Origin of the sequence: Winogradskyella pelagia (assembly GCF_017581965.1) — a bacterium.
Classification (GTDB): Bacteria; Bacteroidota; Bacteroidia; order Flavobacteriales; family Flavobacteriaceae; genus Winogradskyella; species Winogradskyella pelagia.
Window position 1 is genome coordinate 437,859 of the sequence record NZ_JAGEVF010000001.1, and the last position, 22,724, is coordinate 460,582.

The following is a 22,724-nucleotide window of genomic DNA, read 5'->3' on the forward strand; positions in this document are numbered from 1 at the left end:
TGAGTGCTAAAATACGTCTTATTCTTGGTTATCTAAATCCTCATCTTCTGATGGAATAATATCAATTGTTGGTTTTCTGAGGACTTCTTTATTTGCAATATTACGTTCTAGCGATAAAAGCATAGATGGCAGTAACAAAAGATTAGATAACATTGCAAATAGTAAGGTAATGGAAACTAAGGCCCCAAGAGCTACGGTACCCCCAAAACTAGAAATGGTAAAGACAGAAAAACCAAAAAACAGCACGATGGAAGTGTAAAACATACTAACACCTGTTTCTCGGAGAGCCGCATATACTGATTTTCTAATTTTCCAATGATTGGCTTGTAGTTCTTGTCTATATTTTGCCAAGAAATGAATGGTGTCATCTACAGAAATTCCAAAAGCGATACTAAAAACTAAAATAGTTGATGGCTTAATAGGAACGCCTAAATAGCCCATAAGTCCTGCAGTGACTAGTAATGGTAGTAGATTAGGAATGAGTGACACAATAATCATTCTAAAAGAACGAAATAAATATGCCATAAATAGTGATATTAGAAATATGGCTAGAGATAAGGAGATTATTAGGTTTCTTACGAGATATTTAGTGCCCTTTTGAAATACTAGTGCTTTTCCTGTCATACTAACATTATAGCGTTCTTTTGGGAATACCTTATTGATTTTATTTTGGATATCCTCTTGAATACGCTCCATTTTGTCCGTGCCAATATCCTTCATAAATGTTGTAATCCTGGCATATTGTCCAGTACTGTCAACAAAATTCTTAAGTAAATCTACATCTGAGTTAGAATTTTTTGCATAGGATAGAATAAAGCTATTTTCTTGACTTGTTGGAAGTTGATAGTACTTTGGATTACCATTGTAATAGGCTTGTTTGCTGTATTTAACCAAGCTTACAACGGAAATGGGTTTAGATAATTCTGGTGTCTCGATAATTAGTTCTTCAACTTCGTTAATCCTTTTAAGCGTAGCTAGTTTCATAACACCTTTTTTTCGCTTGGTGTCAACCATTATTTCTAGGGGCATTATACCATTAAACTCTTCTTCAAAGAATCGAATGTCTTTAAAGAATTGTTTGTTCTTGGGCATATCCTCAATTAAACTACCAGATATTTTAATTTGATTGATACCAATCATACTTGCCATAATTAAAATAATGGCTGTGGTATAGATGGTTATTTTCTTATGCTTAACCATGCGCTCCATCCAGTCAACAAAACCACCTATCCAACGCTTATTAAGGTGTTCTAAATGCCTATCTTTTGGAAAAGGTAAAAAGGTGTATATAATTGGAATTATAAGTAAGCAAAGAATAAAAATAGCTAGAATACTTAGTGAAGCTACAATACCAAACTCTTTTAATAGTTTACTTTCAGTTAAAATGAAAGTGGCAAATCCCGACGCTGTTGTAACATTTGTCATTAGCGTAGCATTACCAATTTTGGTAATAACCCGTTGTAGAGATTTAACTTTATTTCCATGAGATTTAACCTCGTGTTGATATTTGTTGATAAGAAATATACAATTGGGAATACCTATAACAATTATCAGAGGTGGAATTAAGGCGGTTAGAACCGTAATTTCGTAGTTCAGTAAACCTAGGATACCAAAGGTCCACATTACACCAATACAAACCACTATTAACGAAATAAAAGTGGCCCTAAAAGACCTAAAGAATAAAAAGAAAATTAAAGATGTAACCAGAAGTGCAGCCCCTATAAATACGCCTATTTCATCAACAATATTTTGAGAATTTAGAGTTCTTATATAGGGCATACCAGAAACTCTCACATTGATATTGTGAGCTGATTCAAAAGACTCTATTTCGGCTTGTAAATCCTCAATAATAAAATCTTTTCTAACCGAAGTATTAACGATATCCTTTTTTAAATACAATGCAGTTCTAAGTGTTTTGGTCTCTGCATTAAATAAAAAGTTATCGTAAAAGGGGTATTTTTTAAATAAATCGTTTTGAAGTTTGATAATTTCCTGAGAGGAGGTAATAGAATCTTTGATGAAGGGCTCTAAATCAAATTGATTTTTATCTGTATTCTTTACTAACTTCTGAAGGTCTTTAATGGAGATAACGGTCTCTATCTCATCATAGGCTTTAAACCCTTCGGCTAAAGCATTCCATGCATTTAGCTTTTCAACTTCAAAAACACTAGAATCCTTAACACCTAAAACTATGAGATTTCCCTCTTCGCCGAAAATGTCTAAAAATGCCTTATAGGTTAAATTAACTTTATGGTCGTCGGGTAGGAGATTTGCTTCTGTATAGGTAAAGCGCATATTTTTCCACTGCATGCTTAAAAACACCGTTGCTATTGAAATAGCAATAAGTATAAAGATTTTGTTGCGTAAGATTAGCCGTGCAAGAGCTTCCCAAAATCCGGTTGTTAATAGTTTAAACATACATTTAAAAAATGAGCCGCAAAGGTAGAAAAAAGCAAAGTGAAAAAATTAGGTTTCACAAACATTTTACAAGGCTTTAACTGCGTTTATCGTCAAATCTAAATTTCATTAGTAAATACAATTTTTCGGGAGGTATTAAGTTTAACAGTTTTTAGGTGTTGTGGTCTTGACTGCTCATCCTTAAATACTTAATTTTAAATAAAACTTTAGCTATGAGTTTTCGCCTTCTTTTTTCCGCTTTAATAATCATTTCCGCTTTTAGTTCTAGAAGTGTATTTTCTCAAGATAATAATGAAGTTAAGCACGAGGCACTTGCCGAGAAAATCTATTTGCAATTAGATAACTCTGTTTATACAACTGACAAAACAGTTTGGTTTAAAGCCATTTTAGTAAATGCCTCAACACATTTTAGGGATATGGCTAGTGGTGTACTTTATGTTGATTTAATCAACTCTAACAAAGACATTATTGATAGCAAAATTTTGAGAATACAAAATGGTATAGGTAGCGGCTTTTTTGAACTAGACTCAAGCTACGAAATGGGTGATTACTTGGTTAGGGCGTATACAGAATGGAGCAAGAATTTTAATAATGACTTTATGTATGAAACCTATATCCAGATTTATCCAGAGAGAAAAGGTTTTGACGTAAAAGATGCGATTGCTAATATTAGAAAAGAAAATAGTTCTAAAGAGAACATCAATCTTAAAGCCGAATTAAATCCAAATATTCTAGATAAAACCCATAATAACGAAGTAACTGCGATTATTGCAACGAAAGATGCAATAGATACTGTTTTCGTCGAAAAGAAGAATAGAAAGTACATTTTAGATTACCAACTTCCTAAGACCACCAATGAAGTTAGCATTAAAATCATTGCAAAAAATGGATTGTCTTACAAAACATCTATTTACCCAAACAAAACCGGTATTGATGTTCAGTTTTTTCCAGAAAGTGGCGATTTAGTTGATGGTTTAACAAGTAAGATTGGGTTTAAGGCCATCGGTTATGATGGCTTGTCAAGGGAAGTAGAAGGAGAGATTTATGCCGATGACCAAATTGTGGCAACGCTTAAGAGCAACCGGCTAGGGATGGGTCATTTTATGATGAAGACAATAGATAAACAGCAATCTTATACCGCTAAGTTAAAAGAAATAGGGACCAATAAAGTTCAGACATTTTCATTACCCGAAGTAAAGGCAACAGGTAATGTAATGAGAGTGAAGCAAATTAAGGATATGATTTTCGTTGGTATTGAATCTAATTATCTCAAAACAGAACGTATAGCTTTAAAAGGGCATACTAGAGGATACCCTTACTATTCTCAAAGCGCTAGTCTAACCGATGGGCGATTTATATTTAGTATTCCAAACAAAGAATTTCCAGATGGTATTATCGCTCTTACGCTTTTAGATTCTAATAATCGACCTTTAGCAGAACGCTTGTTTTTTAATGAAAACCTTAGAAATAGAATTGGGTCAGAAATAAGCTTGAATAATAATCAATTTAATAAGCGCGATAAAATTAAGCTGTCGGTTTCCTTTGAAAAAAATAAAACAACAAAACCTATAAGTTCTTCCCTTTTGGTAACTAAAAGTGATGTTATTGGTTCGGAAGACTACAATTCAAATTTATTATCCTATTTACTATTGACTTCGGACCTTAAGGGACACATTGAAGAGCCTAATTCTTACTTTGAGAAGGATTCAGATTTAAACATCGATGATTTAATGTTAACTCAAGGGTGGCGAAACTATAATTATTCATCGTCTAGAATGAAATTACCTTATAAAATCGAGAATTGGCTTACTATAGATGGCGTGATTAATCCCAAGAAAAAAGGACTAGATGACCAGGTAGAATTAACACTTTTGAATTTAGGAGAAGACTATGCTGTACTATCTCAAAAAGTCCCTGTTCCGGGAAGTTTTAGTTTTGAACTGCCAGATTTATATGGCTTTGCTGGAGATATTGTTATACAACCCGCGGGAAATAAGGCAAAAGATAAAGATAATTACGCAATTGGTATAATAGACAAAACACCATGGCCTGTTCACTTTAATCAAAACAATATTTCATCATTTAAGGAACTTACAGAAATACCAGAAATGATTGAGAATTATCAAATGCAAAAGTCATCATTAGACAGTTTTTATTTAGATAATAATTCAGTTACAGAATTAGATGAGGTCATTCTAACAGGTTATCGTATGACAAGTAAAAGGCGAGAGATGTATGAACGCTATGGTCCACCCAATGTTGTCATTGAATCTAGGGAGCTAATGAGTAAAACTAGGGATTTTAATTATGGCTTATACGATGTGCTGCAAAGGGGGTTCGTAGATAAAATAACCATTACAAGAAGTGGTCCTTTCGGTGATTTAAAAGCATCCTCTATACAAGGTGGTAAAGGCCATGCAAATATAGTGGTTGTTGATGGTAAACCGGTGATGCCCTGGGATTCTTTACTTGTACAGTATATCAGACCAAAAGAAGTAACGAGTTTTGAAGTTATTGATATCCCTAAAAGATTTGCGAGGCTTTACCGGCAGCTTTATCCCCAGGCAACTATGCCACCTCTTACGGGGAGTATAATTGCTATATATACTAAAAATGGTATTGGGCTTCACGGAGCTATAAAGACCAGAAGCAATGTAGATATCCGGCAAAAGCGTTTATTTTCGGAGCCAAAGGAGTTTTATGTTCCAAAATATGGGACCGATTCAAGTTTAGATGCTCATATACCAGATTATAGATCTCCTGTATTTTGGCAACCTGAGGTTACATCAACTTTGGATAAAAACTTAAGTTTTGAATTTTATCATTCAGATGATATTGGGATTTTCACAGTTATTGTAGAGTCTATTTCTTATGATGGTAAAATTGGATACTCAACACAAAGATATTCTGTGGGTGATGAGAATCAGTCTAAAGAGTAATATTAAAGGTAAATTTAAAGGCAAAATTATCTGCAATTTCTGGTAGATGATAAGCCCCATATCGGTAAGCGAAACTCAATCCAAAACCAAATAATAGTTTGTTGATTTCAAATCCAGATTCTGAATATAAATGATTTAGGGTATTGAATTCTATACCTTCATGTCTGTCAATACTGTTCATATCACCAATGGCAAACCTGGAAATAAGAACTAGTTGTGGCTTAAACCATTCGGAAATCTTAAAAGGTTTAAAAAAGTGCTTCAATTGAAGGGTAGAAAACTTATCGCTAAAGAACTCATTAAAATACATAGTCTCAAAACTATTGAGGCCTGCCACAGAAAAGCGTTGAAGAATTGTTTCTTTATTGATGTTGTTAGGGTAGGCGTGATAGAGGTGGGTCAATGGGGCCTCACCTCCCGCAATTCCGGCTACAAGAGTTAATTTTGTTATGGCCTCATTACTATGGTTAAATTGTTGAATGGCTCTAAAATCTATCTTAGAAAAATTAAAATCGCCACCTAAAACAGAACTAAAAGCCTGTGTAAATTGAAGTGTAAATTTTGGATAACCGACTTTCTTTTCAATGGCTCTCTCGTTTATTATCTCGTAACTACTAAATGGGCTCCATTGTAGACTAATTCGTCCGAGACTTAAGTCGTATCTGGTATATTGAGCATCATCAAGAACAAATGTATATGTATATGTTGGGTCAATTTTGCTAGTGGAAATTTGGGTTTCTGTAAGTAAGTGATTGGATATTTGGTGTTCTACACCAATTGATTTTGTGATGTGTCTATGGAATAAACTAATGTTTAAAAGTCTAGGTTCAAAAAAAGTAAAATAGCGCTTATCTGTTAAGAAAGTAGAGCTTCCAGTTTCTTGTAAATCGTCTGTGTAGCTTAAGTTTACCCAAGTATTACTAGATTTATTAACTCTAAAACCTCCACCAAGGCTAAATTTATAGCGCTTATCTCTAAATCCATAAACACCATAACCATTTAAGCGATAAACACCTGAGAACCTTTCGTTAGTGGTGCCTCCCAAACCTGTTCTAAATCCTTCAAATTGATTAAATTTTATAAGGTAACGAAGGTCTAGGTTAAAGAAGCCAATAGGCAAATACCCATTACCAATATTTTTAAAAAATTCGGCTTTGCGTATGGAGTCTTTTTCTTGTTGTACAGAATTTTTTTCTTTGGTTACTGGGTTTTGGGCAGCACTGGTAGTTATAAAAATAAAAAAAAGGGTAAACAACAGATGCTTTACCATTAATAGGAGGAATATAAAAAATCATCCCATATTTTTATGGAATGATTTCTATGAGTAAATGTTATTATACAGTCATAATCTCGTTTTCCTTTACATCGAGAATATCGTCTATACGCTTAACGTAATTATCGGTTAATTCTTGTACGTCAATTTCTGCATTGCCTTGAAGGTCTTCCGAAGCATCTGTTTTTTTAATCTCGTTCATGGCCTCTTTTCTGGCACTACGTACTCCTACCTTTGCATGTTCTGCTTCAGCTTTGGCTTGTTTTGCTAAAGTTTTTCTGCGTTCCTCAGTCAATGGTGGAACATTTATTATTATCATTTCTCCATTGTTCATAGGGTTAAAACCCAAGTTCGCAAGCATAATGCCACGCTCTATTTCTTGAAGCATACTTTTTTCCCATGGCTGCACGGAAATAGTTCTACCATCTGGCGTGTTAACATTGGCAACTTGATTTAATGGTGTTTGAGAACCATAATACTCTACCATAACACTTCCCAACATTGCTGGACTTGCTTTACCGGCACGAATATTCACAAATTCTTTTTCGAGATGCTTTATAGCGGCATCCATGGCCTCTTTTGCCGTATCTAAAATAAATTGAATTTCTTCGTTCATGATTTATGTTTTACCTAGGCCTACAACTTTTAGGCCATACATTTTACAATTTAACTTTGGTCCCTATATTTTCTCCGGAAACAACTTTTAATAAGTTTCCTTTTTTATTCATATCAAAAACAATTATTGGTAATTCATTTTCTTGGCTTAAGGTAAAAGCAGTGGTGTCCATGACTTTCAACCCTTTCCTAAGAACATCTTCAAAGGTGATGTCATCAAACTTAATTGCTGAAGTGTCTTTTTCAGGGTCCGTGTTATAAATCCCATCCACACGCGTTCCTTTTAATATAACATCTGCTTCTATTTCTATGGCTCTAAGTACAGCGGCAGAGTCAGTGGTAAAGTAAGGATTACCAGTACCTCCTCCAAAAATTACTACTCGCCCTTTTTCTAAATGTCTAAGGGCTTTTCTTCTAATAAATGGTTCAGCAACTTCGTTTATTTTAATAGCAGACTGCAAGCGTGTGGGTATACCTGCGTCTTCTAAAGCGCTCTGCAATGCTAAACCATTGATAATGGTTGCTAACATGCCCATATGATCACCTTGTACGCGGTCCATTCCGTTACTAGCACCGGCTACACCTCTAAATATATTTCCGCCACCAATAACAATTGCTACCTCTACACCTTTATCGGTAATTGATTTAATATCTTCTGCGTATTCCGAGAGACGTTCTGGGTCAATACCGTATTGGCGTGATCCCATAAGAGCTTCACCAGAGAGTTTGAGTAGTATTCTTTTGTATTTCATTAGTGGGTTTGTGTGCTATTTTATAATATGATTTACTCGGCCTTTTTATGAGTTTTCCCCTGTGATTTCGTTTAACTCAATCGTTCAGATGAGACTCAAGCAAAACTACGTAATAATTGGCATCTGTAAAAGTGAAAAAAATGTCAAAAAAAAAGCCTCCTTTAAGGAGACTTTTTTAATCTATTTCAACTAGCAATTAGCCTAAAGCAACTCTACTGAATGTAGTTACTTTAACATCGCCTATAGTTTTTACGTATTCAGCAACACTAACTTTACTATCCTTAATAAATGCTTGGTTTACTAAAGTGTTATCTTTAAAGAAACGCTTTAATTTACCTTTAGCGATATTGTCTAACATAGCTTCAGGCTTACCTTCTTGGCGTAATTGATCTTTAGCAATTTCAATTTCTTTCTCAATTGTAACGGCATCAACACCACCTTCATCTAAAGCAATAGGATTCATAGCAGCTGCTTGCATAGCTACATCTTTTGCTACAACACCAGAGCCTTCTACGTTTGAGGAAAGACCAACTAATGTTGCGATTTTATTTCCAGCGTGGATGTAAGAACCAACAAATGGCGCTTCAATTTTTTCAAAAGCATTAATATCTAATTTTTCACCGATAACACCTGTTTGCTCAATAAGTTTATCAGCAACGGTCATGCCATTGAAGTCAGCAGCTAAGAATTCTTCTTTAGAGTTACAATTTAAAGCAAGTTCAGCCAACTCATGAGCTAAAGCCACAAAGCTTTCGTTTTTACCTACAAAGTCTGTTTCGCATCCAAGTACAATAGAAACGCCGACTGTTTTGTCTGCATTTACTTTTGCAATAGCTGCCCCTTCTGTAGATTCCCTATCAGCCCTTTTAGCTGCTACTTTTTGTCCTTTTTTGCGAAGTATCTCTATCGCTTTGTCAAAATCGCCACCTGCTTCTACTAATGCCTTTTTGCAGTCCATCATTCCTGCACCAGTAGCTTTTCTTAGTTTGTTTACTTCTGCTGCGGTAACTTTTACAGTATTTTCCATGGTTATGTGAGTTTAAAAAGGTCGAATAATTTCAAATTCTATATAGGAGAATTAATCGACTTTCTTATAAGTTTTAAATTTTTTTATTCTTCTTCTTGAGTCGTAACTGCTTCTTTTGTTGCCGCTACTGCTTCAACTTTTTTGGTTTTAGTCTCGACTTTAGCAGATTTACCTTCTTTGTCGGCACGCTCAGCTTTTCTCTCATTTAATCCATCTGCAATTGATGAAGCTACTATAGATAAAATCTTATGAATAGATTTTGAAGCATCATCGTTTGATGGAATTACATAATCTACCTGACGTGGGTCTGAATTGGTGTCAACCATTGCAAAAATTGGAATGTTCAATTTTTGAGCTTCTTTAATTGCAATATGCTCACGCTTAATGTCAACAACGAATAATGCACCTGGTAAACGTGTCATATCAGATATAGAACCAAGGTTCTTTTCTAACTTTGCACGTTGTCTGTCTACCTGAAGACGTTCTTTTTTAGATAAAGAATTGAAAGTGCCATCCTGCTTCATTCTATCAATAGAGGCCATTTTTTTCACCGCTTTTCTGATAGTAACAAAATTAGTTAACATTCCACCAGGCCAACGTTCTGTAATGTAAGGTTGGTTAACCCCTCCTGCCTTTTCAGCAACGATGTCTTTAGCTTGTTTTTTAGTGGCAACAAATAAAATCTTTTTACCTGATGCTGCAATTTTACTTAATGCGGCACAAGCTTCGTTAATCTTAGCTGATGTTTTGTAAAGATTAATAATATGGATACCGTTGCGCTCCATATAAATGTAAGGGGCCATGTTTGGATCCCACTTACGTGTAAGGTGACCGAAGTGTACACCTGCTTCTAGTAAGTCTTTTACTTCTACTTTTTCCATTTTGTAATAGTTTACGTTCTGTTGAATTAGCAATGATTAAGTGGTTGCTTTCGCTTGCCTTAACCATTTAGATGCTAAACTAAATCCCAATGTTTACATTGTGGACAACAATAACTGGTTTAAATTGTGCTGAATTATTCAGCGATTTCAATAAAATAAAACAATTCAGAATCTGAATATTCAGATTCTGAATTAAGTGTTGTTGGATATTAACGTTTCGAGAACTGGAATTTCTTACGAGCTTTCTTCTGTCCGAATTTCTTACGCTCTACCATTCTTGGATCTCTAGTCAATAGACCTTCTGGCTTCAATATTGTTCTGTTTTCAGGGTCTAGCTCGCACATTGCACGAGATAAACCTAAACGTACTGCTTCTGCCTGGCCGGTGATACCACCTCCATATACGTTAACAGTAATATCAAAGTTGCCATCATTGTTAGTCAAGGCTATTGGTTGATTGACTTTATACTGCAATGTTGCAGTAGTAAAGTAATCTGCCATGTCTTTTTTGTTCACTGTAATCTTGCCTTTTCCTTTGGCAACATATACACGGGCAACAGCCGTCTTTCTACGGCCAATTTTGTGAATTACTTCCATTAGTTAATGTCGTTTAATTTAATTGTCTTTGGTTTTTGAGCTTCGTGTTTGTGCTCTGCACCAGCAACAACAGTTAAGTTACGGAACAACTGCGCTCCGAGTTTGTTTTTAGGTAACATACCTTTAACCGACTTCTCTACTAATCTTGTTGGGTTTTTATCAAAAAGTTCAGTAGCAGTCAGACTTCTTTGACCACCTGGATAACCTGTGTGGCGGATGTAACTTTTATCCGTCCATTTGTTCCCAGTTAAGTTGACTTTCTCTGCGTTGACAACAATTACATTGTCACCGCAATCAACGTGTGGCGTAAAGTTAGGTTTGTGCTTTCCTCTAAGTAGAATAGCTACTCTAGAAGCTAAGCGACCTAAGTTTTGTCCTTCAGCATCAACAACAACCCACTCTTTGTTGACAGTGGCTTTGTTTGCAGAAACTGTTTTGTAGCTTAATGTATCCACACTAATTTGATTTGTAATTGCGCTCGTTGGCGCAATTGATTAAACAATTCTCTCTAAAAAAGAGTTTGCAAATTTACGATAAACTATTGGATAACCAAATGTTGTGAAAGATATTTTTGGGGTTGAAAACCAGGCAAATGGTAGAGTTGATATTTACTCTTCTTCATCAATGGGAACTACAAGTACAGGAATTTTAGTTTTTTTAATAAGCTTACTCGATACGCTTCCAACCAATGCTTCGTAAAGAAAGTTGTGATCTTCATATCCAACGATAATTAAATCGATATTTAAATGGTCAGCCTCCTTCAAAATTATTTCTAAAGTTGCACCTTGAATCAATATACCCTCAGCATTTACACCTTTGTTTTCTAAGTCATCAGCTAAGACTTGCAGTGCCTTGTGCTCATTTTTTAGTTCTTCGGCTCTAAAATCTCTAATGTACTGAGGACCTACTTCGTAGCCAACAAAGTCTGGGTCTGGAGCAGTTACATGAAGTAACCAAACTTTAGATGAATAGCTTTTTGCTAGGTTATAAGCCATTTTTACAAGCTTTTGTTCACTATTATTAAAATCAATGGTTACTAACAGGTTTTTCATGTCTAAAGGTGTTGCAAATAAGTCAACTGTATTACCTTATAATATACAAAAAATTCCTATTAAATTAACGTTGTTCTATTATGATTTTATAAGATAACCTTGGGGTTAAGGCCACGCAGGCTAGAAGGCATTAATTCTAATAACATCAATCTCTTCTAGTGAAAATACATTTTTATTGATGAGTTTTATATACTCATCAGAAACCGAGGCGTTAAACAGAATAAGGTCGTCGGTATTAATTGTCACTTTTATTCCATAATCGAATAAAGTTCTTACAGGGTGTGTTTCAATATCTGCTACCGCTCCCAATGCTTTATTACTTGAAGGGCAAATATTAAGACGAATATCCCGCTCTAAAATCATATCCATAGTCTTTTGAGAGTCAACAGCTCTAATACCGTGTTGGATTTCATCCGGATTTAACAGTAAAATGGTTTTTTCAATACTTGTGTGATCGGAAAATTCTCCAATATGTACTTTAGTTTTTATGCCTTTGTCTTTGGCCATATCATAGATTCTAATAAATGGATTGAGGTCTTTGCCAGCTTCTTGTCCATACAAATCGATACCATTAAAAACACCACTATCTATACATTTTGTACTGTAGTTATATACTTTTTCTAAATCTAAATCTTTGTTTACACCAAAGTCTGGTTTAAATTGAATTTGAGGGTTATATTTTTCTTTCAAACGTTTAACCTCTTCAATAACGTTTTCTATTGAGTCATTGAAAAATCGAGCTAAACCAATATCCACGCTTGCTTCAAGTAAACTTACATTGTCTTGTATGGCACTTTCAATAGCAATTTCCATAAAGTTAACTACATCTTTATCAGTTGTCATAATATTGTTGAGATGACCGTAGATAAATTCAATCATTCCATTTAAGCCATTATAACTTGTTGGAAAATTAATATTAGCAGTAGGATAACGCTGCTTAAAAAGCTCTTGAGACCCAGATAGGTGTAGATGATTATGGACATCTGCTTTTGGCAGATTTTTTATGTCGTCTATTTTGTCTTTCAAATTAATCCTATAAATGCGGAAGCAATATAATGAACTTTAGTATAAAGAAAATTATAGGATAGGTGATAGTTGAGCAAAACAATATAAAAGCCCTCCGTCAATTAATTGACGGAGGGCAAAGTCTAAAGTAATATAGTTTAGGACTATTTTTCTTGGTCGGTAACTTGTACAATTTCATACATATCCTTACCATCTACCTGGATTGGTTGATAGTAGGTGTCACCAAATTGCACATAGGTCTGCTCACCTATTTTAACTTCTTCCCCTCCTTCTGGCAGATTGGGTACAATGGTACCTGCTGTTGCGGGAACTACGATATATCCTTGATTATTTTTTTCGTAGAAGGCACCAGCATAGTAGTAATTATCTTTGTTGCTTTCATCGATAACCACCTTTTCTGCTTCATCAGGAATATCAGGGACTTGGGCTCCAACCGGAGCTTGAACAGCAACAAAGCCATCTTCAGTTTTCATATAGTAAGTTCCATTTTCGTAGTGGTACTCTTCCTTGTCTTCTTCTTTGGCATTGCTATCATTTACAATACTCACAATAATTGCTGTAGTAGCTATAGACGTTACAAAATAGCCCCAAGGACGATAATAAGGTCCCCAATAAAATGGTGTGTAAGGATGATAAAAATAAGGTCTATGACAATAGTAATAAAAACCGCCATAGCGATAAGGAGGTCGTCTGTAGGGTCTATAGCTTGGCCTAACAACGGTGTTTCTTCTATTAATAGTCACATTTCTGCTTCTGTCTATCTTTACATTGTTATTACCAACTCTATTTCTATTACCAACCTTATTATTGCCGCTTCTATTAACGCTGCGATCGGTTGTACGATTTTTTACATTTGAGGTTCTTCTATTAGTTGTCTTATTTGAAGTTGTAGGTCTTGTTACCTTTTTATTGGCCCCTCTATTGCTACCGCCATTTATAGACCTGTTACGTGTAGAAGGCGTAGTTGTTTTAGGTCTAGTCGTTGGTCTAGTTTGCCTATTTGTCGATTGTGGTCGCGTAGTTGTTTTCGGTCTAGACGTCGGCCTACTTACGTTTCTGCTAGGTGTTCTAGATGCACTATGACGCATACGCTGAGCTTCGAGTTGCTCTGGTAAAATAAACATCATAAGCGTAAATAAGAACGCAAGACTGATATGTGTTTTTTGTAAAGGAATCATTTTGTAAATTTTTTAAAATTAAGATTTGGCTAGGATACTAATCAATTTGGCACTTGTTGGAGGCCTAAAGTTAAACATGCTTTCTGGTAATATTGGGTTAATATTCCAATTGGAGAAAGTTCCTTGATAGTGTTTATGGCCATTTTCTTTATCGATAATTAAAAAGCGTTTTGGAGTAAACATAGCATTATTGTTTATCCAAATTTGAAAAGTCATATGCTTATTACTTGCCATTACATGAAAACATTCTTCTTCGTCTACAGTTTTAAAACCGAGATATTTTACAAATTCAAAATTTTCTAATACATCATCAACTAAACTAGGATAAAATATATCCGCTCCAGGGAAATCAATTCCAAACCGATTATTTATGTCATCTACCATGTCAATGATATTATCTGGTGCTTCAAGCGATACATAATTATTTTCATCGAAGGAGTAATAGGTTAGAATTTCACCATTGTACCAGATTGCTTTGTTGCCAGAATCTCCTTTGCTGTGAACAGCCATTTTATCAGGACCAACCATTTGAATTTTATGCGTACTAAAATGTCTTTCATTTTCCCTTAGGTCGTTCATTTTATCATTTGCCGTTTCAAGATTAAAAGTTACCGAGGTAAGTTCTCCAATCACAGTACTCATCTTACTGAGTAAATTAACTGCTACAGTATCTACTTTAGTCATTTCCTGGCTGTATCCAAGGACACCACTTGAGATAAAAATTAAAATAAAAAGTTTTTTCATAGGATATTGATTTCTGCTTTTAAAGCTACTATTAATTTAATCAAAAAAAAAGGAATAATTTCATAGGTTATAGTCCAAATCTGTATTGGAGGCCTGTAAAAAAGGTATTTCTACCTTCAGAAAAGCCATATTCAGCGCGGAGCATCCAACTCTTATTGATTTGAAATTGGCTCCCAACAACAAAATTCCACATACTTAACTGACGCTTGTCTAGACTATAATCAATGGTTGAGCTTTCTGCAGTATCTAATGCGGATTCTGCACCATTTAAAAATCGAGAGGCTACATTTAATTTGGCTTGGTTCGTTTCCCTTTTTACAATATTTACCGGGTTTTGTTGTTGAATAGGGCTTAAATTTTCCCACCATTGGTCTAGCTCTTGCTGAGCATCGCCAACTTTCGTTTGGCCCGCCGCCACTTTTGAATTCCATTCTTCAAATGGTAGTACTTCATCTAAACCAAGGCTGCCTCTAGTATCTCTTTTAACTTTAAGTCTGAAGCCTCCAACCCAAAATGAGATATTGCGATTTGGTTTTCTCAGCTGAAAGGTCTTTCCAATTCGTGGGTCAAAAACAAAAGCGAAAACAGGATTCTCCTGGGCATCTACATCGGTCCAGGTAAAATTCATATCAAAAGCAATCCAGCCGCCAAAAAAACCTGCTGTTGGAGTTAAACCAAATCCAACTGTTGTTGTATTAAAGAGCGGGTTGGTTTGAATATTAAACAATTCTTCGGCTTCATTAATTCTAGGAATTACAATACTTACATCGACATTAGTACGCGATTGCGCCTGGGCAAAAATACCATAGACATTTAGAAAAGGGAAGAGCCAAACATCTGGTCTAATATTTACACCGTTAGACTCTGCCGTTGTAGAATTAAAACGTATAATATCGTCGACATTAATTAAGTCGCCACTATTAAAACCAACAGCAACATTTGAGATGACAATATCTGATTTTTGCCATAAGTAATTAACACTTATTCCCGCAGAGTAGGGTAAATCAAATCCAAGCTCTTTTACTTTTTTTCCAAAAATGGGTAAAAGGTTTTTGTACTCAAGCGTATCTTGCGGTTTATCGGTGAGTTCGGAATATACTTGGCTATTAACACTACTTGTATAAAACAAGACCATTAATACCGTAACACAAAAAACTTTAAAATTCATAATCAAATGATAAGTGAGTTTAAAAATACTATTTTCACTAGATAACTGTTGAACAAAGTAATTTTTATTCGCCACCTATTTTTTTATTGAATTTACTAATTGTTTTCTCGATAATAGGAATTTCTAATCCTATTATAGCTTGATATCTTCTGTTTTTTAGATTTGAATTTTGTGTGTTGTTAAAATCTAGGCCAGATGCATTAATTTGAAAAGGGTTGTTAAAATCTGCTGAGCCTGTAGCATAGGTTATTCCTAAAATAATGTTTGCCCAAGACATCTTCCAATCGATTCCTCCACTAAGGTGAAAATAATTTGCGCCAATAGCTGTATTGTCTGAGTCGTTCGTAGTTAAATCTAAAACTGAAGCGTTGGTTTTATAGGCATTAAAGTCTGTTGAAAATCCAAAAAACGATTTAAATTTTTCAGATATATATACCTCACCACCTGCACCAAAGTTAATAATGGCTCTGCGTTCTTCATTAAATGGAACAGGTATTAGGTTGGGTTGACCAATATCAATATCTGGAATACGTATTCGAGTAAAATCTGAAATACCAGAAACGAAATCTAAATTGAGATGAATCTTACTCCTATTTACGGGAATACCCGCGCCAATTGAAATACCAAAAGGCTCCTTGCGTCTTGCATCGAGGCTATCGAAGCCATAAGTATAGAATACATCAGAACCACTTCCTGCACCAGATACCACTTGATTATAGTTGTAGGAGGCATCCTCATAGATTTCTAAATAAGGCAGATTGATATTTAAGCCTAGGTCAATTGAATTTAATTTATAGCTCATTCCTAGTTTTAGATAGAGCCCATATGATTTTTGACTAAATCCTGTTTGGGTCAAGTAATAGGCTACTGCATCTGAATTGTACTGGATAGTGTGACTTATACTTCGTGAGCCACTATCTTTATAGGACGATCCAAAAGCTGAAATCCCAAGACTTAGATTGTCATTTACCTCCGTTGCCCATGTTAAACCATACCAATCTTCTCTCACATTTGAATTAACAGAAGCATTTAAACCATAATTCTCAGTACTAGGAAAAAAGTTGAGAATATTATCGGTGATTTGATTGCTTGAGATGCCTAAATTTAAATCATTTCGCCTTCGAGAAATAAATGAATAACCAAAACGCTCACCAAAGAGTTTGAAAGTACCACCAGCCATTGAGGGTACCCCTCCAAAAGATGTATTCTCAATTTGCCTTTCTTCATCTAGCACGGTAGTCAAAATCAAAGAATTTAATTGATATGCCTTGGCATTAAATGCAAACCCTGTATTTTCAATACTTGTTAATCGTGCAGGATTGTAAAATACTAAACCAATATCTGAGACACTACCTGTAACATTACCTGACAAAAGTATAGACCGGTTACCAAAATTATTGAACTTATAATTACCTTGTTGACTCCAATTGAGCATAGTGCTGCAAATACCAATACAGAATAAAATTATTTTAGCCCGCATCCTATTACTTGGTAACACCTTCAGATTTATCTTTTGATTTTTTCGCTTTATTGGCACCAATAGGAATATTTAATTTTAAAAAAATAGAATTATTGTTTGTCCCTGATACGTTTTTATAGACGTTTGTAAGACCGTGATAATATTTAATCCCTATGGTCATGCCATCTGTGGCTCTGAGTTTGTAACCTGTACCAATGGTTAAACCTGTATCTATTTTATTAATGTTGTCTTTATTAAAATCCCTTATTCGAGTTTCTGTAGAGCTATTGTCTGCATTAAATTCTACAAAGGCATCGTACATGAGTCCAAATTGTGGACCTGCTTCCAAATAGATTCTGTTTTTAAAATTGTATTTCAATAGTACAGGTACTACAAAATAACTGATTCGTTGCGTGTAGTCACCATTTTCTTGTTTAGGTGTAATTCCAAGAAAAGCCAAGTCGTTTTCAGAGAGTCTGTCATCGCCAAGTCTTGCTTTTACTAAGACACCTGTATAGATATTCCATTGGTTTTTCAATCTAAAGTCAAAATAAAAACCAAGATTTAATGAGGCTAAACGCCTGTTGGCTTCTAAAGTGTTAATGTCTGAAAAATTAAAACCTCCTTCAAGTCCGAATTCAAGACCATCAGAATTCAACTTATCTCCAAAAATTAACGACAATAGTATTTGGGATTGTCCCTGAAGGCAAAATGTCAGGAAGAGCATTAGAAAAACTGATTTAAGAGGCTTCATTGGTCTGATTATTATGTGCGAAAGTTAATAAAATGATTTTAACGGCATTCATGAAGTTTATTTCGCCGCTCTTTTCAGTCTGTCATTAATAGACTTTCCCAAACCAAAATCTGGTAATCGCTCGGCAATTATGATATCTAAGTTCTGCTTATCGAGCATATGTAGCGCATCATAAAGCTTGGCAGCCGCTTCATTAAGGTTATTGCCAGTATTAGACAAAACCCTTTTGGCAGAAATATTCTCATCTTCCATGAAATCGTTAAAAGCTAAGATACCAATTTTAAGACCTGAATATTGTTTAATGGCGTCTTTAAGGGAATCCGTAAGAACTGTTTTGGTCTTTGGGGCGTAATGGCGTTCTAACATTCCAGGAGCTAATGGTTTATTTGTCTTTGTATTCTTTATACCAATGCGGCCTACTACCGCTTCTATGTCTTCAATTGATATGGATCCTAAACGATAAATCACAGGTTCTTCACCTTCAAATCCTATAATAGTAGATTCAATCCCTTTTTTGCATGGTCCGCCATCTAAAATAAGATCTATAGTGCTCCCAAAATAAGATTCAACATGCCCAACAGTGGTTGGACTAATTCGGTTAAATGGGTTAGCGCTGGGTGCCGCCAGTGGAAAATCTAATTTGCTTAAAAGTTCTAAAGTCAAAGGATGGTTTGGAACTCTAACAGCTACGGTGGATTTTCCTGCGGTTATTATATCAGGGATATGATTTCGTTTAGGTAAGACCAATGTAATAGCTCCGGGCCAAAATGTGTCGGCTAACAGTTGTGCTTTCTTTGGGACGTAGGAAGCAATGGTATCAAGATTTTTTTTGTTGCCAATGTGAACAATTAGAGGGTTGAAATGAGGCCGTTGTTTCGTCTTAAAAATGGCCTTTATGGCTTTTTCACTAAAAATATTTCCTGCAAGCCCATAAACCGTTTCCGTTGGTATGGCAACAAGTTGCTCAGCTTTAAGAATAGCAATAGCTTTATTTATATCGGTGGAGATGATACTCATTCAAAACTTATAAAAGGATTTATTTTAATGCGCCTCTAACCAATTATCACCAATATCTAAATCAACATCTAACGGAACTGAGAGTTGATACGCTTTTTCCATTTCAGTTTTGATAAGTGTTTTCATGGTTTCTAATTCTGGTTTATAAATATCAAAAACCAATTCGTCATGTACTTGCAATAGCATTTTAGATTTGTAATTACCAGCGGTTAATTTTTCATGAATCCTAATCATGGCAATTTTAATGATATCTGCCGCACTACCTTGTATTGGAGCGTTAACCGCATTGCGCTCTGCTGCTCCTCTAACTACTGCATTACGAGAATTGATGTCCTTTAAATAGCGACGTCTTCCTAATACGGTTTGAACATAACCATTATCTCTTGCGAAATCAACCTGCTTACTCATGTAAGCTTTTAACTTTGGATAGGTTTCATAGTACGTATCAATAAGTTCTTTAGCTTCACTACGAGATAAATCGGTTTGGTTACTTAATCCGAAGGCAGACACGCCATAGATTATCCCAAAATTTACCGTTTTAGCGTTGCTACGCTGCTCACGTGTCACTTCGGTAAGAGGAACATTAAAAACTCTTGAAGCAGTTGAGGCATGGATATCTTCACCATTTTTAAAGGCTTCAATCATCGTTTCTTCTTCGCTAAGTGCAGCAATAATCCTTAATTCTATCTGAGAGTAATCCGCAGCTAATAAAGTATACTCCTCATTTCTTGGGATAAAGGCTTTGCGGACTTGGCGGCCACGTTCTGTTCTTATAGGAATATTTTGAAGATTAGGATTATTACTACTTAAACGTCCTGTAGCAGCTACGGTTTGGATATAATCAGTATGAACTCTTCCTGTACTGTCTTCTACTTGTAATGGCAAAGCATCAACATAGGTGCTTTTTAGTTTTGCCAAACCTCTATACTCTAAAATATCTTGAATGATTTTGTGGTCTTTTGCCAAATAGCTCAACACATCCTCTGCAGTTGAATATTGACCCGTTTTGGTCTTCTTAGGTTTATCGACCAACTTCATTTTTTCGAATAAAATCACACCTAATTGCTTTGGTGAAGCAATATTAAACTCTTCACCAGCAGCTTCAAATATACTTTTCTCTAGATTTGCTATATCATTATTGAGCGCTTCAGAAAGTGAACTTAAAAAATCCTTATCTAAATTAATACCTTCTAATTCCATAGACGCCAAGACACGCAATAATGGAATTTCAATATCGTTAAACAGCTTTTGTGTGTTGGCTTCTCCTAGCTCTTTTTCAAAGTGCTCCTTGAGTTGTAAAGTAATATCGGCATCTTCAACTGCATATTCGGTTTGTTTTTCAATAGGGACTTCTCGCATTGAAAGTTGATTCTTGCCTTTTTTACCAATGAGCTCTGTTATGGAAATAGGGGTGTAATTGAGGTAAGTTTCTGCTAGGACATCCATATTGTGGCGCATATCTGGATTGATCAAATAGTGTGCTAACATGGTGTCAAAGAGTTTGCCTTTTACTTCAATATTGTATTTAGCCAATACCTTAATGTCATATTTTAAATTCTGACCGATTTTTTCAATGGTTTCACTTTCAAAAAATGGTCTTAAGATTTCTATTAAGTCTTGAGCTTCGTTTCTATCCTCTGGAAATGGCATATAAAAGCCCTTGCCAGCTTCCCACGAGAAGGCAATGCCTACTAATTCAGCGGTTAGTGGATTAAGTCCTGTGGTTTCCGTATCAAAACAAACCGAAGATTGATTTAATAAGTTTTTTACGAATAGTTGGGTTGCCATACCAGGAGCTATACTTTGGTAAAAGTGTGTGGTCGTTTCGGCAGTTTTTCGTGTAAATTCAGATACTGTTTCTGTTTTAGGACTATCATCTCCGCCAAACAATGAAAACTGTCCCGCTCCTGCAGATTTCTGTTCTTTTGAAGCAGCTTTAGGCACTTCTTTTTTTGTTGTATTTTCAGTTGAAGCAGAAGTCGATGCCTCTTGAGAAAATGTTTTTAAGAAGTTGTCCGTAAGACGTCTAAATTCTAGGTTTTGAAAAATTTCTTTTACTTTTTCAATATCTGGATGGTCGAGTTCAAAGTCTTTGGCATCGAAATCAACAGGTACATCTAGCATTATGGTAGCTAGTTTCTTAGAGAGCAGACCAAGTTCGCTGTTGGCTTCAACTTTCTCTTTCATTTTGCCTTTGAGTTGGTCTGTGTTTTCTAAAAGACCTTCCATACTGCCGAATTGATTAATGAATTTTTTGGCAGTTTTCTCTCCAACACCGGGTAAACCTGGGATATTATCACTGGCATCACCCATCATACCCAAAAAGTCAATCACTTGCAATGGGTTGTCAACTTCAAATTTTTTCTTCACTTCAGGAATTCCCCATGTCTCGTAACCTCCACCAAAAACTGGGCGATACATAAAGATATTATCTGTCACCAACTGTGCAAAATCTTTATCTGGAGTGACCATAAATACCTTATAGCCCTCTTTTTCGGCTTGCCTAGAAAGTGTTCCAATAACATCATCAGCCTCAAAGCCTTCTTTTACCATAATAGGAATATGCATAGCTTTTAAAATCTCATAAATGTATGGTACCGCAGTTTTAATACCTTCAGGTGTTTCATCTCTATTAGCTTTGTAGGCTTCAAACATTTCAACGCGGTCGGCACTGCCTCCTTTGTCAAAACAAACGGCCAAATGGTCTGGGCGTTCTCGTTTAATGACATCTAAAAGTGAGTTCATAAAACCCATAATGGCAGAGGTGTCTTCGCCTTTAGAGTTAATTCTGGGATTCTTTATAAACGCATAATAACCCCTAAAAATTAAAGCATAGGCATCGACTAAGAAAAGACGTTTTTGATCGGACATTGTATTGATTTTGTAAGAGTCTCAAAGCTACAAAACTTAAGTCTTGAAAAGAAAGATTGTACAGCTAAAAAAATAAAACACTTAAGCTAAATTTAACAGGTTTCAGTATTGGCTGAAATGAAAAAAAGAAAGCCGCTCTCTAATGCGGCTTTCTTCACTCAAATTATAGTTGAAGACAATCCAATAATGTGGTTTATCATCTAATATTAGACGATATGGATTACTTTTTTATGAATAGTTTATTAGTTATAGCAGTATTAGAGAAAAGATTTATGATGCAAACTCTAATTTTATAATTGGTATAATCAGAAGGGCTTGTAGCGAGCAACTTGTCTTCTACAAAAAAGACTTAAAAGAATAGTTCTATAAAAAAAGGTCGAAACAACGTTTCGACCTTTTTTTAGCACATTTATTTTATTGTTTAGCAAAGCTTCACAGTCTTAACCTTAATTTGAAGACTTTTTCGATAAGCTTTAATACTTATTAAATCGTTGCTCTTTTTTCGGTTTATCTTAAGAGCTTTTGCTTTCATTTGCGTTGTAAGTGTTGCTTTTTTAGCTGCAGGCTGTTCTAACTTAGTTTCATTCTCTAGTTCGTTACCTAATGCGCTAGCTGTGGCATCTTGCCCAAAACTGAGAGCAGATACTGTTAAGAATACTATAATGGCACAAACTTTTTTCATAATTAGAAGTCCTTTTTTTTAACTTCGAATCAAAGAAACAACCTATTCATTGTTTAAGTGATAACTTTTGGACGAAACAAGAGGATAAATAGACAACTGACATGCCTTAGTTAAAAACATCGATGAAATGCACAAAATGCGCTGTTAGCCCTTTAAAATCGCTTTATTTCTACCTGAAAAATGTTAAAATATAAGCTAAATAGGGTGCTTTACGGATAACATCGATGAAATGCAGCAAAACACAAGCGATACAGGCAAATAGATTAAAACTA

Annotated in this window: 19 protein-coding genes; 1 reads left to right on the top strand and 18 read right to left on the bottom strand. The window is 35.2% G+C overall.

Annotated features, from left to right (window positions below; all coding sequences use genetic code 11):
* Positions 1-18 precede the first annotated feature (18 nt).
* The gene (locus tag J4050_RS02000) at positions 19-2,418 is read right to left on the bottom strand and encodes an efflux RND transporter permease subunit (protein ID WP_208152259.1); all 2,400 of its coding nucleotides are present in this window, start codon (positions 2,416-2,418) and stop codon (positions 19-21) included.
* A 212-nt stretch (positions 2,419-2,630) separates the two neighbouring features.
* Between J4050_RS02000 and J4050_RS02005 the strand changes: the two genes are divergently transcribed.
* Positions 2,631-5,357 (top strand): hypothetical protein, encoded by a 2,727-nt coding sequence (locus tag J4050_RS02005; RefSeq protein WP_208152260.1) that lies wholly within the window; start codon positions 2,631-2,633, stop codon positions 5,355-5,357.
* On the opposite strand, the gene J4050_RS02010 is transcribed toward J4050_RS02005, so the two are convergent.
* The 17 genes from J4050_RS02010 to J4050_RS02090 form a co-directional block, all read right to left on the bottom strand.
* Positions 5,347-6,627 (bottom strand): DUF5686 family C-terminal domain-containing protein, encoded by a 1,281-nt coding sequence (locus J4050_RS02010; protein WP_208152261.1) that lies wholly within the window; start codon positions 6,625-6,627, stop codon positions 5,347-5,349. The genes J4050_RS02005 and J4050_RS02010 overlap by 11 nt on opposite strands.
* Before the next feature lie 64 nt (positions 6,628-6,691).
* Complete coding sequence (gene frr, locus J4050_RS02015; RefSeq protein ID WP_208152262.1) at positions 6,692-7,246, bottom strand: ribosome recycling factor; 555 nt, start codon at positions 7,244-7,246, stop codon at positions 6,692-6,694.
* Positions 7,247-7,289: 43 nt separating this feature from the next.
* On the bottom strand, positions 7,290-7,997 hold the full coding sequence (gene pyrH, locus J4050_RS02020; RefSeq protein WP_208152263.1) for a UMP kinase: 708 nt from the start codon (positions 7,995-7,997) through the stop codon (positions 7,290-7,292).
* Between the two features lie 196 nt (positions 7,998-8,193).
* Positions 8,194-9,024 carry a translation elongation factor Ts gene (gene tsf / locus J4050_RS02025; RefSeq protein ID WP_208152264.1) on the bottom strand — a complete coding sequence of 277 codons (831 nt, stop codon included), beginning with the start codon at positions 9,022-9,024 and terminating at the stop codon, positions 8,194-8,196.
* An 83-nt stretch (positions 9,025-9,107) separates the two neighbouring features.
* A complete protein-coding gene (rpsB, locus tag J4050_RS02030) occupies positions 9,108-9,905 on the bottom strand; it encodes a 30S ribosomal protein S2 (RefSeq protein ID WP_208152265.1) in 798 nt (265 codons plus the stop codon).
* Positions 9,906-10,114: 209 nt separating this feature from the next.
* Positions 10,115-10,501 (bottom strand): 30S ribosomal protein S9, encoded by a 387-nt coding sequence (rpsI, locus tag J4050_RS02035; RefSeq protein WP_208152266.1) that lies wholly within the window; start codon positions 10,499-10,501, stop codon positions 10,115-10,117.
* On the bottom strand, positions 10,501-10,956 hold the full coding sequence (gene rplM, locus J4050_RS02040) for a 50S ribosomal protein L13 (RefSeq protein ID WP_208152267.1): 456 nt from the start codon (positions 10,954-10,956) through the stop codon (positions 10,501-10,503). Before rplM ends, rpsI begins: the two co-directional genes overlap by 1 nt.
* 153 nt (positions 10,957-11,109) lie before the next feature.
* The gene (locus J4050_RS02045; protein ID WP_208152268.1) at positions 11,110-11,553 is read right to left on the bottom strand and encodes a universal stress protein; all 444 of its coding nucleotides are present in this window, start codon (positions 11,551-11,553) and stop codon (positions 11,110-11,112) included.
* 120 nt (positions 11,554-11,673) lie between these two features.
* Complete coding sequence (locus J4050_RS02050) at positions 11,674-12,579, bottom strand: amidohydrolase family protein (RefSeq protein ID WP_208152269.1); 906 nt, start codon at positions 12,577-12,579, stop codon at positions 11,674-11,676.
* Between the two features lie 143 nt (positions 12,580-12,722).
* The gene (locus J4050_RS02055; RefSeq protein ID WP_208152270.1) at positions 12,723-13,757 is read right to left on the bottom strand and encodes a DUF6515 family protein; all 1,035 of its coding nucleotides are present in this window, start codon (positions 13,755-13,757) and stop codon (positions 12,723-12,725) included.
* A gap of 18 nt (positions 13,758-13,775) precedes the next feature.
* Positions 13,776-14,501, bottom strand: coding sequence for a DUF2092 domain-containing protein (locus J4050_RS02060; RefSeq protein WP_208152271.1), 726 nt, complete (start codon positions 14,499-14,501; stop codon positions 13,776-13,778).
* A gap of 67 nt (positions 14,502-14,568) precedes the next feature.
* Positions 14,569-15,669 carry a hypothetical protein gene (locus J4050_RS02065; RefSeq protein ID WP_208152272.1) on the bottom strand — a complete coding sequence of 367 codons (1,101 nt, stop codon included), beginning with the start codon at positions 15,667-15,669 and terminating at the stop codon, positions 14,569-14,571.
* 64 nt (positions 15,670-15,733) lie between these two features.
* On the bottom strand, positions 15,734-17,149 hold the full coding sequence (locus J4050_RS02070; RefSeq protein ID WP_208152273.1) for a hypothetical protein: 1,416 nt from the start codon (positions 17,147-17,149) through the stop codon (positions 15,734-15,736).
* Positions 17,150-17,153: 4 nt separating this feature from the next.
* On the bottom strand, positions 17,154-17,882 hold the full coding sequence (locus J4050_RS02075; protein WP_243878520.1) for a porin family protein: 729 nt from the start codon (positions 17,880-17,882) through the stop codon (positions 17,154-17,156).
* Positions 17,883-17,939: 57 nt separating this feature from the next.
* Positions 17,940-18,899 (bottom strand): L-threonylcarbamoyladenylate synthase, encoded by a 960-nt coding sequence (locus J4050_RS02080; RefSeq protein WP_208152274.1) that lies wholly within the window; start codon positions 18,897-18,899, stop codon positions 17,940-17,942.
* A gap of 24 nt (positions 18,900-18,923) precedes the next feature.
* The gene (gene polA / locus J4050_RS02085) at positions 18,924-21,770 is read right to left on the bottom strand and encodes a DNA polymerase I (RefSeq protein WP_208152275.1); all 2,847 of its coding nucleotides are present in this window, start codon (positions 21,768-21,770) and stop codon (positions 18,924-18,926) included.
* Between the two features lie 421 nt (positions 21,771-22,191).
* Positions 22,192-22,452: a hypothetical protein gene (locus J4050_RS02090; protein WP_208152276.1), complete on the bottom strand. Its 261-nt coding sequence runs from the start codon at positions 22,450-22,452 to the stop codon at positions 22,192-22,194.
* Between the last annotated feature and the right edge of the window lie 272 nt (positions 22,453-22,724).

Excerpts from the sequence above, each read along its gene's own strand:
- J4050_RS02000 (WP_208152259.1), bottom strand. The coding sequence starts at position 2,418 with ATGTTTAAACTATTAACAACCGGATTTTGGGAAGCTCTTGCACGGCTA.
- J4050_RS02005 (WP_208152260.1), top strand. The coding sequence starts at position 2,631 with ATGAGTTTTCGCCTTCTTTTTTCCGCTTTAATAATCATTTCCGCTTTT.
- J4050_RS02010 (WP_208152261.1), bottom strand. The coding sequence starts at position 6,627 with ATGGTAAAGCATCTGTTGTTTACCCTTTTTTTTATTTTTATAACTACC.
- frr (WP_208152262.1), bottom strand. The coding sequence starts at position 7,246 with ATGAACGAAGAAATTCAATTTATTTTAGATACGGCAAAAGAGGCCATG.
- pyrH (WP_208152263.1), bottom strand. The coding sequence starts at position 7,997 with ATGAAATACAAAAGAATACTACTCAAACTCTCTGGTGAAGCTCTTATG.
- tsf (WP_208152264.1), bottom strand. The coding sequence starts at position 9,024 with ATGGAAAATACTGTAAAAGTTACCGCAGCAGAAGTAAACAAACTAAGA.
- rpsB (WP_208152265.1), bottom strand. The coding sequence starts at position 9,905 with ATGGAAAAAGTAGAAGTAAAAGACTTACTAGAAGCAGGTGTACACTTC.
- rpsI (WP_208152266.1), bottom strand. The coding sequence starts at position 10,501 with ATGGAAGTAATTCACAAAATTGGCCGTAGAAAGACGGCTGTTGCCCGT.
- J4050_RS02045 (WP_208152268.1), bottom strand. The coding sequence starts at position 11,553 with ATGAAAAACCTGTTAGTAACCATTGATTTTAATAATAGTGAACAAAAG.
- J4050_RS02055 (WP_208152270.1), bottom strand. The coding sequence starts at position 13,757 with ATGATTCCTTTACAAAAAACACATATCAGTCTTGCGTTCTTATTTACG.
- J4050_RS02060 (WP_208152271.1), bottom strand. The coding sequence starts at position 14,501 with ATGAAAAAACTTTTTATTTTAATTTTTATCTCAAGTGGTGTCCTTGGA.
- J4050_RS02065 (WP_208152272.1), bottom strand. The coding sequence starts at position 15,669 with ATGAATTTTAAAGTTTTTTGTGTTACGGTATTAATGGTCTTGTTTTAT.
- J4050_RS02070 (WP_208152273.1), bottom strand. The coding sequence starts at position 17,149 with ATGCGGGCTAAAATAATTTTATTCTGTATTGGTATTTGCAGCACTATG.
- J4050_RS02075 (WP_243878520.1), bottom strand. The coding sequence starts at position 17,882 with ATGAAGCCTCTTAAATCAGTTTTTCTAATGCTCTTCCTGACATTTTGC.
- J4050_RS02080 (WP_208152274.1), bottom strand. The coding sequence starts at position 18,899 with ATGAGTATCATCTCCACCGATATAAATAAAGCTATTGCTATTCTTAAA.
- polA (WP_208152275.1), bottom strand. The coding sequence starts at position 21,770 with ATGTCCGATCAAAAACGTCTTTTCTTAGTCGATGCCTATGCTTTAATT.
- J4050_RS02090 (WP_208152276.1), bottom strand. The coding sequence starts at position 22,452 with ATGAAAAAAGTTTGTGCCATTATAGTATTCTTAACAGTATCTGCTCTC.